A 12,856-nucleotide genomic window follows, 5' to 3' on the forward strand; every position below is an offset into this window, starting at 1 on the left:
GCAGCGCAGCGCGATAGCGGTGCGCTGCAGACCCGGGCCCGCGCTTTCTTGAGACCAACCGGCCCCCCCGGATCAGCAGCGCAGCATTACGCGTGCGCTCCATGCTGCGCAGCATCCGGGGAACGCCGCACCCACACCTTGGTGTCGTGCACGGCGGCGCCGCCGTACGGCGCGATCGGATCGGCGCCGGTCAGCGAATTGATGCCGCAGCCGTCCTCGTAGGCGGCATTCGGCCAGATCGATTCCGCGATCAGCACGCCGCGCCGCACGCCGTCGAACAGGCGGGCGTGCAGCCGCACCTGCCCGCGCGTATTGCCGAGCACAACCTTGTCGCCTTCGGCGATGCCGAGCGCGGCCGCATCATCGGGGTGGATCATCACCGTCGGCCGCTTCTCGTGCGCCAGCGAGGTCGGCGTTTCGTTGAAGGTGGAATTGAGGAAGCCGCGCGCCGGCGACGTCGCCAGCCGGAACGGATGCGCGGCGTCGGCAGCCTCGCTGGTCGGCACGTAATCCGGCAGCGCAGGCAGACGCTCGACCGGCCCCGACAGATACGGGCTGCGGAACGGCACCGTCTTCCAGTCCGGCTTGAAGCGGAATTTGCCGTCCGGCCACGGGAAGCCGTCGAGATAATGCGACTGCCGGAACGGCGGCTGGCAGTCGAGCCAGCGGTTCGCCTCGAGTTCGGCGAGCGTGCCGCGCTTCGACACCTGCAGCATCTCGTCGATCAGCTCGCGCGACGTCATCTCAAAACCGCGATGCGTCGCGCCGACGCGCTTCGCCAGCTCGCAGATGACGAAATGGTTGTCGCGGCATTCGCCCGGCGCCTCGACCAGCTTGGGCCCGAGGATGAGGTACTGATGGCCGCCGCCGCGATAGATGTCGTCGTGCTCGGTGAACATGGTCGCCGGCAGCACGACGTCGGCGACCTGCGCCGTCTCGGTCATCATCTGTTCGTGCACGCAGACGAACAGATCCTCGCGCGCGAAGCCCTGCTTCACTTTCGTCTGGTCGGGCGCGACCGATACCGGATTGGTGTTCTGCACGATCATCGCCGTCACCGGCGGTCCGCCGAACAGCGCCTCGCGGTCGCCGGTGAGGATCGCGCCGACGCGCGACTGATCGAGCATGCGCACCGTCGGATCGAAAGCGTCGAGCCCCTCGATCGTGCGCTTGTCGAGCTTGTAGATGTCGGCGTTGTTGTGGAAGGCGCCGCCGCCTTCGTACTGCCACGCGCCGGTCACCGCCGCGATGCAGCTCGCCGCATGCATCGAGACGGCGCCGTTGCGCGAGCGCGAGAAGCCGTAGCCGAGGCGGAAATAGGCGCGCTTGCGCTCGCCGATCAGCCGGGCGAATTCCTCGATGGTGTCGACCGGCGTGCCGGTGATCGCCGAGGCCCAGGCCGGATCGCGCGATTTGAGATGCGCTTCCAGTTCGCGCGGCGCATCGGTGTACGTGTCGAGATAGTCCCAATCGGCGAAGCCGTCGCGGAACAGGCAGTGCATCACCGCGCAGGCGAGCGCGGCGTCGGTGCCCGGCTTCACCAGCACCGGCAGATCGGCCTGCTCCATGGTGCCGTTCATGTAGACGTCGACCGCCGCGATCTTCGCGCCGCGTTCCTTGCGCGCGCGCGTCGCGTGCGTCATCACGTTGACCTGCGTGTTGACGGCATTCGAGCCCCAGATCACCACCAGATCGGATTTCGCCATCTCGCGCGGATCGGGTCCGGCGATGCGGCCGACGCCGGCGGCGAAGCCGGTGTAGGCCGGATTGACGCAGATGGTGGAATGGAAGCCCGAATACTTCTTCACGTGGCGCAGGCGATTGATGCCGTCGCGCATCACCAGCCCCATCGTGCCGGCATAGAAATACGGCCACACGCTCTCGGCGCCGTGGGCCCGCTCGGCGTCGTTGAATTTTTCGGCGACGATGTCGAGCGCGTCGTCCCACGAGATGCGCTCGAAGCGGCCGGAGCCTTTCGGTCCGACACGGCGCAGCGGATGCAGCAGCCGATCCGGATGATTGGCGCGTTCGGCGTAGCGCGCGACCTTGGCGCAGACGACGCCGGCCGTGTAGTCGTTGTCCTTCGAGCCGCGCACGCGGCCGATGGTGTGGTCGTCGACGAGTTCGATGTCGAGCGCGCAGGTCGACGGGCAATCGTGCGGACAGGCGGAATAGCCGATCCGCTTGCCGTCGGTGAGCCGCACGGTTTGATTCATGGCCGGGATTATAGTTGTCGTCACCGGGCTTGTCCCGGTGACCCCGATTAGAAAGGCACTGCCTCCCTGATCGGGATGGCCGGGACAAGCCCGGCCATGACAGTTCCTAGACCGGGCTCTCCTGCGGCCGTTTCGCCCGCCGCCACAGACCGCCGACCGTCAGGACCAGCACGGCACCGACAGCCGCCGCGACATAGTCGACGACCGTCACGGTCCCCGCGTCGTAGGCGGCGTGCAAGGTTCCGGCGATGACCGGATCCGTGGCGATGACCTCGCCGACGATCCAGCCGAGCAGCGCCGCGCCGGCCCAGACCAGGATGGGGAACCGGTCGAGCAGCGACATGATCAGCGCCGCGCCGGCGACGATCAGCGGGATCGACAGCGCCAGGCCGATCGCCAGCAGCGCAAAGCGGCCGTCGGCGGCCGCCGCGATGGCGATGACGTTGTCGAGGCTCATGATGATGTCGGCGAGCGCGACGATGCGGACGGCGCGCCACAGATGCTGCACCGCCTCGGTCTCATTGCGATCGGAATCGTCGGGCACCAGGAGCTTGGCCGCCACGTAGAACAGCAAGACGCCGCCGACGATCTTGAGATACGGCAGCAGCATCAGCGACGCGACGACGCCGGTGAACAGGATGCGCAGGACGACCGCGACGCCCGCGCCGAGCACCATGCCCCAGACGCGCTGCCGCGCCGGCAGGCCGCGGCAGGCCATCGCGATGACGACCGCGTTGTCGCCCGACAGCAGGATGTTGATCCACACGATCTTGGCCAGCGCGGTCCAGAACTCCGCGCGGCCCATGTCGACCCAGGCCGCGGCGAGCATGGCGCTCCAGCCGGCCGGATCGAGAATGTCGCTGAAACTGTGCACGTCCCCTCCCCGATCCGATAACGCCCTAGACAGACGAACGGCCCGCCCCCGGTGATCGGGAACGGGCCGTAACAGACTGCCTCAGGATCGGCGGCGGCGGAACCGCCTCAGCCGACGATCTCGTTCTCCGAGAAGAACTGGGCGATCTCGATCTTGGCGTTGTCCGGCGAATCCGAACCGTGCACGGAGTTCTCGCCGATCGACTTGGCGTGCACCTTGCGGACGGTGCCCTCGGCGGCCTTCGCCGGGTCGGTCGCGCCCATCACCTCGCGGTACTTGGCAATCGCGTTCTCGCCTTCCAGCACCTGCACGACGACAGGACCGGAGGTCATGAACTCGACGAGTTCGCCGAAGAACGGCCGTTCCTTGTGCACGCCGTAGAAGCGCTGCGCCTGTTCCTTGGTGATGCGGACGCGCTTCTGGCCGACGATGCGCAGGCCCGCCTTCTCGATCATGGCGTTGATCGCGCCGGTCAGGTTGCGCTCGGTGGCGTCGGGTTTGAGGATCGAAAAGGTGCGCTCGAGCGCCATCGTGGACATCCCTTCAGTGGAATTGATCGGTCGGTTGACCGAAAATCGTTGGAACGGCTGATTTGCGGCGGCTTATACCGGGAGGTCCCCGGGGCGGCAAGATCGCGCCGCGGGCCGGGAGGACCCATGAAATCGCGCTATCGGATGTTCGCCGGCTACAACGCCTGGTGCAACGAGCGGCTCTATGCCGCCGCGGCCACGGTGTCCGACGCCGATTACCGCGCCGACCGCGGCGCCTTCTTCAAGTCGCTGCACGGTACCCTCAACCACCTGCTGGTCGGCGACCGCATCTGGATGCGCCGCTTCACCGGCGTCGGTCCGAAGCCGCCCTCGCTCGACGCCATCCTCTATGACGACTTCGAGGCCTTGCGCGCGGCGCGGCGCAAGGAAGACACGCTGATCACCCGCTACATCGACCGGCTGTCGGACGCCGACCTCAACGGCGCGCTGCGCTATACGACCGTGGTGCGGCCGCAGACCATCGAGCAGCCGCTGATGCCGGCGCTCGATCATTTCTTCAACCACCAGACCCACCACCGCGGCCAGGCGCACGCGCTCCTGTCGTCCATCGTCGGCAATGACGCGACGCCCAGCTTCGACCTGATCATCTACCAGCGCGAGACGGGCGTCGGGCTGACGTCGATGGTGTGAGGTCGGCGTCAGGCTGAGGTGCAGGCCGCGAAGGGCCTCTTCTTATCCCTCCCCCGCTTGCGGGGGAGGGTGGCGCGCTCTTGCGCGCCGGGTGGGGGTGCTCTGAATTGCGACGTGACCCCACCCGTCTCCGCGCTGCGCGCGGAGCCACCCTCCCCTTCCAGGGGAGGGATTAGAAGAGCACAAATTCTTTTCTGCGGACTATTGACCTACTAGGCTGATATGCCTATTGTAGGCCCATCCTGCTCTTCGAGGGGCGTCGTCATGGGACGCCGTGAAGACGGAGCAGCGGCGAGGAGAAGGCCGGAGATACGGCCGGACCTCGCCGGGTCGGCGCCACGGGGAAACCCCGCCGTCGACTGATGCGGCGCCGCGGGCTTCGGGGAAACGTATCCCGAAGCACTCGGGCGATGGCGGGGCTCCGCTCGCAGGCATTAGGACCTGCCGCCAGGAGCTGGCTGACAGGCGTGGCTGGTCCACGTTCTCGAAAGCGCGGCCCGTCCTTGTCGCAGAACGCCGCAAGTGGAGCGCCGGGAGGCGCGTTCCTCCGATCGCAAGGAGGAACGGGACGCTCGTAAGACGTCCCATCGGGCGTGTTTCGCCAACCGCCCACCGGAGGGTTCGCACCCCTCCGCGTCTGCCGGCGCTCCGCTCCCCTCGGGGAGACGAGAAGTAGACAAGGGAATGACGGCCTGCCCGGGGCCGACCAAAGAATACGGGCGATGACGCGCGTCTGCTTCTCACGCGCCGTCCTCGCGACAGGCTTGCGCCGACCTGAACGGAATGGTTGAAGGCGTCTCACAACAACACGTCTGCGCAGAGGAAACCCCCATGGCCACCAATCGCGTCCACCGCATTGCCGTCATTCCCGGCGACGGCATCGGCAAGGAGGTCGTGCCCGAGGGCCTGCGCGTGCTCGAGGCGGCGGCGAAGAAGTTCGGCTTCGCGCTGCAGCTCGACCATTTCGATTTCGCCAGCTGCGACTACTACGAGAAGCATGGCCGCATGATGCCGGAGGACTGGAAGGACAAGATTGGCCAGCACGATGCCATTTATTTCGGCGCCGTCGGCATGCCCGACCGCGTCCCCGACCACATCTCGCTGTGGGGCTCGCTGATCCTGTTCCGCCGCGAGTTCGATCAGTACGTGAATTTGCGTCCTGTCCGGCTGATGCCGGGCGTCCCCTCGCCGCTCGCCGGCCGCAAGCCGGGCGACATCGACTTCTGGGTCGTGCGCGAGAACACCGAAGGCGAGTATTCGGCGATCGGCGGCAAGATGTTCCCCGGCACCGACCGCGAGGTCGTGGTGCAGGAGACGGTGATGAGCCGTATCGGCGTCGACCGCGTGCTCAAGTTCGCGTTCGAACTCGCCCGCGCCACGCCGAAGAAGCATCTCACCTCGGCGACCAAGTCGAACGGCATCGCCATCACCATGCCGTACTGGGACGAGCGCGTGAAGGAGATGGCGAAGAACTATCCCGACGTGAAGTGGAACCAGTTCCACATCGACATCCTCACCGCGCGCTTCGTCATGAACCCGGACTGGTTCAACGTCGTCGTCGCCTCCAATCTGTTCGGCGACATTCTGTCCGATCTCGGGCCCGCCTGCACCGGCACCATCGGCATCGCGCCGTCGGGCAACATCAATCCGGAGCGCAAATTTCCGTCGGTGTTCGAGCCGGTGCACGGCTCGGCGCCGGACATCTACGGCCAGGGCATCGCCAATCCGATCGGCCAGATCTGGTCGGGCGCGATGATGCTCGACCATGTCGGCGAGCACGACGCGGCCAAGGCCATCGTCAAGGCGATCGAGACCGTGCTGACGCAGGAGAAACTGCGCACGCGCGACCTGAAAGGTCCGGCGAACACGGTCGAGTGCGGCAAGGCGGTGGCGGAGGCGCTCGCTTGATCTCTCCCGTCGTCCTGAGGTCGCGAAGGACCTGTGGCTCAGAGATCCTTCGAGGCTCGGCGCTGTCGCGCCGAGCACCTCAGGATGACGGCGAATCTTGCATCCCCGCGCCCTCGCCGCGCCTTCCTCAGGCGGTTACTTACAAAGTCTGGCCTCGCATTGGCGGCGCGCCTGATCGCACTTTGCGTTGAGCGACGGTGCAAAGTTGCCGTGCACTCGCTTAACCTCAGCAATGCACGCCCACCATGGACGATTGCAACTATCATGCGGGTTCCCACCTTGTAGCCAACATTTGGATGCAACAAATGTGATCGGAGATGTACTGCCAATGCGTTGAGTAGTGACCGCGGCTGATACGAGGGTGGATTGCAAACCGAACAGTAGAAGGAACGATAAGATAACAATGAAGCGTTTCATCTGTTCTCTCATGGCGTGGGACGGTCGAGGAAAGAAAACGCTGCCATATTTGCCGTCAGCCAACAAGACGCGGCGCTGAAAATCATACGAAGGAAATTCAAACCGATGCGGCCGCGTGGATGGCTTGCATCGTCAACCCTTCTCCGTCACAACCCGCGCCCATGCTGATCATCGACGACCTCACCGTCCGCATCGCCGGCCGCACGCTGATCGAGGATGCGTCCGTGCGCATCCCGGAGGGTGCGCGCGTGGGTTTGGTCGGCCGCAACGGCACCGGCAAGTCGACGCTGTTCAACGTCATCGCCGGCGACTACGCCGCCGAGAGCGGCCACGTCACGTTGCCGCCGCGCTGGCGCATTGGCCGCCTCGCGCAGGAGGCGCCGAACGGGCCAGAGCCGCTGGTCGAGGTCGTGCTCAAGGCCGACCGCGAGCGCTCGGCGTTGCTCGCCGAAGCCGAGACCGCCACCGATCCGCACCGCATCGCCGAGATCCAGACGCGCCTCGCCGACATCGGCGCGCATGCGGCGCCGGCGCGCGCCGCCGCGATCCTTGCCGGCTTGGGCTTCTCGCACGAGGACCAGCAGCGTCCCTGTTCGGAGTTTTCCGGCGGCTGGCGCATGCGCGTCGCGCTCGCCGCCGCTCTGTTCGCGCAGCCCGACCTCTTGCTGCTCGACGAGCCGACCAACTATCTCGATCTCGAAGGCACCTTGTGGCTGCAGGACCACCTCGCCCGCTATCCGGCGACCTTGATCGTCATCAGCCACGACCGCGATTTGCTCGATCATTCGGTGCAGCACATCCTCGCCCTCGAGCAGCAGAAATTGACCTTATGGCGCGGCGGCTATTCGGCTTACGAGAAGCAGCGCGCCGAGCGCATGGTGCTGGACCAGAAGGCGATCAGGAAGCAGGAGGTGCAGCGCAAGCACCTGCAGGCCTTCGTCGACCGCTTCCGCGCCAAGGCGACGAAAGCGCGCCAGGCGCAGTCGCGCCTGAAGATGCTGGCGAAGATGGAGCCGATCGCGGCGCTCACCGTCGACGAGGTGCGCGAGATTACCTTTCCCGCGCCTGACAAGCTGCTGTCGCCGCCGATCATCGCCGCCGACGGCGTCACCGTCGGCTATGACGGCCGCGCCGTTTTGTCGAAGCTCACGCTGCGCGTCGACAATGACGACCGCATCGCCCTGCTCGGGGCCAACGGCAACGGCAAGTCGACTTTGGTGAAGCTGATCGCCGGCCGGCTCGAACCGATGCAGGGCACTGTCACGCGCGCGGCGAATTTGAAGGTCGCCTACTTCGCGCAGCACCAGCTCGACGAACTCGATCCGGAGGAAAGCCCCTACGATCACGTGCGCGAATTGATGCCCGACGCGCCGGAGGCGCAGGTGCGCGCCCGCGTCGGCGCCATCGGCTTTTCCGGCGACGCCGGCAACAATGCGGTGAAGAACCTGTCCGGCGGCGAGAAGGCGCGGCTGCTGCTCGCGCTCGCCACGTTCCAGGCGCCGCATCTCGTCATCCTCGACGAGCCGACCAACCATCTCGACATCGACAGCCGCGCGGCCTTGATCGAGGCGATCAACGAATATCCCGGCGCGGTGATACTGGTGTCGCACGACCGCTATTTGCTGGAAGCCTGCGCCGACCGGCTGTGGCTGGTGGCGGGCGGCCGCGTCACGCCCTTCGACGGCGATCTCGACGACTATGTGAAATTCGTGCTGAGCGAGCGCGGCGGCAAAGCCGCGTCGGAAAAGGCCACGCCGCAATCCGACCGCGCCCAGGCGCGCAAGGCGGCCGCCGACAAGCGCGTCGAGACCGCACCGTTGCGCAAGCGCGTGCAGAAGGCGGAAGCCGACATCGCGCGGCTGACGAAGGAATTGGAAAAGCTCGACGCCACGCTCGCCGACGGCAGCCTGTTCACCCGCGATGCGGCGAAGGCGGCGGCGATCGCCAAATCGCGCGCCGACACGGCGGCGGCGATTGCGGCAGCGGAAGAGGAATGGCTCACCGCCAGTCACGCGCTCGAAAGCGCGTGACTACCGGACGTACTCGCGTTCCGTGGACGAACTGTGCGCGCTTTTGGCGCGCTTGACCTTGCGCTTCTTCGGCGGTGCTTTCGGCTTCGACTGCTCCGGCGCGGCATCGATCTCTTTCAGGCGGCCGCCGGTGAACGTGTAGATCCCCGGCCAGGTGCCGCTGAGGTAAGTGAGCACGACGCGGCGCTGACCGCCCGCGCCGGAGCTGATCGCCACATTGCTCGGCGTGCCGGCGCGGCGCACGGCGTCGCACTCCGTCATGCCGAGCGCGATACCGCCCATCCCGGTCGACGCCGGCGCCGCGGCGCCGCCTGCGCCCGGCGACTCCAGACCGCCCTCGAAGCCGATGCCGGCCTTTGACGCCTCCGTGGCGGGCGCCGGGGCCGGCGCGGACGCCTGTGCCGGCGCCGGCGGCGCCGGCGGACACTGCCCGTCGGGGCCGACCAGGTCCTCCGGGCTCACCGGGCCGGTGGGACCCAACTGGACGCTCGTCGTCGTCGGCTTCGCCCAATCCGGGCTGCTGAAGAGGTCGATCGGCTTGGAGAAGAACCCGCCCTCGTTCTTGTCGTCGAAAATTTTCGACGCGGAGCACCCGGCGAGCGCGAGGGCAGCGGCGCAGATCAGCGCTTTTCTGGTCAAAGGTCGGAAATTCAGCAAAACGGATTCCCCCGGGAAGTCTATCTGCTTGTCCGTTAAGACGGATTTTGCGTCATCAGCAAGGCAGGCGGCAAGCCGTCCAGGCGCATCTCAGGCCCGTTTGACCCAGCGGCCGCTGTCGTCCGGCTGCCAATAGGTCGCTTCAAAGCCCCGCTCCTTCGCTGCAGTCCATTGCGCGCGTGCGGCCGCGACGGCGTCATCGTCATCGCCGTCGAACACCAGCACGACGCGCTCGTACGCCTCGGCGTCGGGCGGCAGCGGCGCACCGTCGATGAGGAAGCGGACGCTGGCGCCGTTCGGATTGCTCTCTGTCATGGCCAGCAGGATCGGCTGCTCGGCCGCTTCCGTCTCGCGCCAGGTGCCGTGCGGCAGGAAACTATCGTCGCGATAGGTCCACAAATGCGCGTCGAGCGCTTCCATGCGCTCCTCCGAAGCGCCCTGCACCACCACGCGCCAGCCGCGCTCGAGCGAGCGTTCGAGCAGCGTCGGCAGCACGCCGTCGAGCCGCTGGCCGCCTTGCAGGTGGTAGAAGAGAACCTCGGTCATGATGCCATCAGCGCTCGTAGTGATCCGCCACCAGCCGGTCGAGCAGGCGCACGCCCCAGCCGGAGCCCCAACTGCGGTTGACGTCGTTCTGCCGCGAGTCGAAGCCGGTGCCGGCGATGTCGAGATGCGCCCACGGGATCTTGTCGTCGACGAAGCGCTTGATGAACTGCGCCGCGGTGATGGCGCCGCCCCAGCGCGAGCCGCCGGTATTCTTCACGTCGGCGAATTTGGAATCGATCATCTTGTCGTATTCGGCGGCGAGCGGCATGCGCCAGACCTTCTCGCCGGTCTCTTCGCCCGCGGTCGTGAGCCGCGCGGAGAGTTCGTCATTGTTGGCGAACATGCCGGCATATTCCTGCCCGAGCGCCACGATGATGGCGCCGGTCAAGGTCGCCAGATCGATCATGAATTTCGGCTTGAAGCGCTGTGCTGCATACCAGACGACGTCGGCGAGGACGAGGCGGCCTTCCGCGTCGGTGTTGATGATCTCGATGGTCTGTCCGGACATCGATTTGACGATGTCGCCGGGGCGCTGCGCGTTGCCGTCCGGCATATTCTCGACCAGCCCGACGAGGCCGACGGCGTTGACCCTGGCCTTGCGCGCGGCCAGTGCCTGCATCAGTCCAACTACGCAGGCCGCGCCCGCCATGTCGCCCTTCATGTCCTCCATGCTCGCCGCCGGCTTGATCGAGATGCCGCCGGTGTCGAAACAGACGCCCTTGCCGATGAAGGCGACCGGCGCCTCGCCCTTCTTGCCGCCGTTCCACCGCATGACCACCATGCGGCTGCCGTGCGCCGAGCCCTGCCCGACGCCGAGCAGCGCGTTCATGCCGAGCTTCTCCATCGCCTTGACGTCGAATACCTCGACGGCGACGCCGGCCTTCTTCAAGACGCCGGTGCGGCGCGCGAACTCCGCCGGATAGAGAACGTTGGCCGGCTCATTGACCAGATCGCGCGCCATCAGCACGCCGTCGATGACCGCTTCGCGCGCGCCGTAAGCGCGCCGCGCGGCGGCGACATCGGCGACCGCCACGGTGAGACTGCGCTTGTCGCCCTTCGCGTCGTCGTTCGTGCGCCTGGTCTTGTAACGATCGAACGTGTAGGCGCGCAGCCGCGCGCCCTGCGCCAGATCCGCGGCCTGCTGCGCGTCGAGCGGCCCGTCGGGCAGTTCGGCCACGAACGTGGCTTCGCTGGCGGCCTTCGGCAACTTGCCCATGACGGCGCCGCCGAGCCTGACGAAGTCCTTGAGCTCGCTCCGCTTGCCGATCCCGGCCACAAGCAGGCGGGCGACCTTGAGCCCCTCCGGATGGATCAGATCGAGGCTCGAGCCGGCCTTGCCGGTGAAGCGTTCGCTCTTGGCGGCGCGCTGCACGAGATCGGCCGCCGCGCCGATGAGCTTGCGGGTGGCGGGACCGAATTTCAGCCCATCATCGCAGAAGACGACCAGACTGCCCTTGGCCGGGGCACTCAACGGGCCAAATCCAAGCTTCACGGCATTGGTCATCCAGGGCTCCTCGAACTGTCGCTGGCATCGCCTCGCCGCCTTATGACGCGCCCTGCGTAGCGCTGCCAGCCTGAAATCGGATCGTTTCGAGTAGCCCACCCGCGGCATAACACGCATACGTTGTATTTTACCCGCAATTCGCTTGCGAGAATCGTTCGGCACGGGCACGACGTGGGTCTAAGCTAAGGCCCTGCCTTAACTTTTCGTTGTGCATACCGACCGCGTCCTGCCTTTGCCCGGCCACTTTGTGGGCCGATCAAGGGTCCGGGGAGCGGCGCTTTGGGTTAGAATTCAGTGTCGCGCGTCCGACTGGGGAGTCGGGCGGCACGCCGGCTTGCCGGATTGGGGGACGACGCCGCGGATGAGGTCCATCAGCCGCTATATCTTCCGCACGACGTTTGCTGCGTTCCTGGTCGTGCTGATCAGTCTGACGGCGGTGATCTGGGTCACCCAGGCGCTGCACGACGTCGACATCATGACGAGCCAGGGTCAGTCGGTGCTCGTCTTCGTCGGCATCACAGGCCTGATCATCCCGCTGCTCGTCCTCGTCATCGCGCCGATCGCGCTGCTGATCGCCGTCGTGCACACGCTCAACAAACTATCCACCGATTCCGAAATCATCGTCATGAATGCGGCGGGCATGTCGCCCTGGATCCTGTTCCGCGCCTTCATGAACGTCGCCATCGTCGTCGCCATCATGGTCACGGCGATCAGCGCCTACTTCGCGCCGCAGGGCCTGCGCATGCTGCGCGACTGGCTCACCGAGGTGCGCGCCAACGTGGTGAGCACGATCCTGCAGCCCGGCCGCTTTACCTCGCTCGAAAGCGGCGTGACCATCCGCATCCGCGAGCGCCGTCCGAACGGCCAGTTGGTCGGGATATTCCTCGACGACCGGCGCAATCCGAAAGAGCGCCTGAGCGTGCTGTCGGAAACCGGCGAGCTCGTCGACAATTCGAACGGCACGTTCCTGGTGCTGCAGACCGGCGTCATCCAGCGGCGCGAACCGAGCAAGCAGGAACCGACGATGGTGGCTTTCGACCGCTACGCCTTCGACCTGTCGCAGTTTTCGGGCGGACCGCAGGCGGTGAAGTATTCGATCCGCGAGCGGTATCTCTGGCAGCTTTTGTTTCCCGATCCGAAGGACGAGTTCTATCGCGAGCAACCGGGGCAGTTCCGCGCTGAGCTGCATGACCGGCTGATGGCGCCGCTCTATCCGCTTGCCTTCGTCGTGATCGCCTTCGCCTACCTCGGCGCGCCGCGTACGACACGTCAGAGCCGGACCATGTCCCTGCTCGGCGCCGTGACCGGAGTCGGCGTGGTGCGCCTCATCGGATTCGCCGCCACGGTGTTCGGCGCCAATATGCCGTGGATGCTGGCGGTGCCGTACATCGCGGTCATCGCCTCGTTCGTATTCGGCTACCTGGTGATCCGGCGCGGCCTCATCCTTGAACCGCCGGCGTTCCTGTCACGCTGGATCGCGGTTGCCACCGAGCGCCTGACGGCGCGTTTCGCCACGCAGTGAG

The 12,856-nt window shown here is 66.5% G+C and carries 10 protein-coding genes; 4 read left to right on the forward strand and 6 right to left on the reverse strand.

The window, feature by feature from the left end:
• Window positions 1-86 precede the first annotated feature (86 nt).
• The 3 genes from VGV41_RS09440 to ndk form a co-directional block, all read right to left on the reverse strand.
• Window positions 87-2,216 carry a molybdopterin oxidoreductase family protein gene (locus tag VGV41_RS09440; RefSeq protein ID WP_326863553.1) on the reverse strand — a complete coding sequence of 710 codons (2,130 nt, stop codon included), beginning with the start codon at window positions 2,214-2,216 and terminating at the stop codon, window positions 87-89.
• A 106-nt stretch (window positions 2,217-2,322) separates the two neighbouring features.
• Entirely contained in the window at window positions 2,323-3,090 is a 768-nt protein-coding gene (locus tag VGV41_RS09445; RefSeq protein ID WP_414705083.1) for a TerC family protein, read from the reverse strand.
• A gap of 107 nt (window positions 3,091-3,197) precedes the next feature.
• Entirely contained in the window at window positions 3,198-3,620 is a 423-nt protein-coding gene (ndk, locus tag VGV41_RS09450) for a nucleoside-diphosphate kinase (RefSeq protein WP_326863554.1), read from the reverse strand.
• A 126-nt stretch (window positions 3,621-3,746) separates the two neighbouring features.
• Between ndk and VGV41_RS09455 the strand changes: the two genes are divergently transcribed.
• The 3 genes from VGV41_RS09455 (at window position 3,747) to VGV41_RS09465 (ending at window position 8,626) form a co-directional block, all read left to right on the forward strand.
• Window positions 3,747-4,271: a DinB family protein gene (locus VGV41_RS09455; RefSeq protein WP_326863555.1), complete on the forward strand. Its 525-nt coding sequence runs from the start codon at window positions 3,747-3,749 to the stop codon at window positions 4,269-4,271.
• An 831-nt stretch (window positions 4,272-5,102) separates the two neighbouring features.
• Window positions 5,103-6,179 (forward strand): tartrate dehydrogenase, encoded by a 1,077-nt coding sequence (locus VGV41_RS09460; RefSeq protein ID WP_326863556.1) that lies wholly within the window; start codon window positions 5,103-5,105, stop codon window positions 6,177-6,179.
• 578 nt (window positions 6,180-6,757) lie between these two features.
• Window positions 6,758-8,626: an ABC-F family ATP-binding cassette domain-containing protein gene (locus tag VGV41_RS09465; RefSeq protein ID WP_326863557.1), complete on the forward strand. Its 1,869-nt coding sequence runs from the start codon at window positions 6,758-6,760 to the stop codon at window positions 8,624-8,626.
• Here the strand turns inward: VGV41_RS09465 and VGV41_RS09470 are convergent, their stop codons facing one another.
• From VGV41_RS09470 to VGV41_RS09480, 3 genes are all read right to left on the reverse strand, one after another.
• Window positions 8,627-9,265: a hypothetical protein gene (locus VGV41_RS09470; protein WP_326863558.1), complete on the reverse strand. Its 639-nt coding sequence runs from the start codon at window positions 9,263-9,265 to the stop codon at window positions 8,627-8,629.
• Window positions 9,266-9,373: 108 nt separating this feature from the next.
• On the reverse strand, window positions 9,374-9,829 hold the full coding sequence (locus tag VGV41_RS09475) for a DNA polymerase III subunit chi (RefSeq protein ID WP_326863559.1): 456 nt from the start codon (window positions 9,827-9,829) through the stop codon (window positions 9,374-9,376).
• Between the two features lie 7 nt (window positions 9,830-9,836).
• Window positions 9,837-11,333, reverse strand: coding sequence for a leucyl aminopeptidase (locus tag VGV41_RS09480; RefSeq protein WP_326863560.1), 1,497 nt, complete (start codon window positions 11,331-11,333; stop codon window positions 9,837-9,839).
• 361 nt (window positions 11,334-11,694) lie between these two features.
• On the opposite strand from VGV41_RS09480, the gene lptF reads away from it, so the two are divergent.
• Window positions 11,695-12,855: an LPS export ABC transporter permease LptF gene (lptF, locus tag VGV41_RS09485; RefSeq protein WP_326863561.1), complete on the forward strand. Its 1,161-nt coding sequence runs from the start codon at window positions 11,695-11,697 to the stop codon at window positions 12,853-12,855.
• Window position 12,856: the final 1 nt, after the last annotated feature.

This window comes from Pseudolabrys sp. (assembly GCF_035943735.1).
Lineage (GTDB): Bacteria > Pseudomonadota > Alphaproteobacteria > Rhizobiales > Xanthobacteraceae > Pseudolabrys.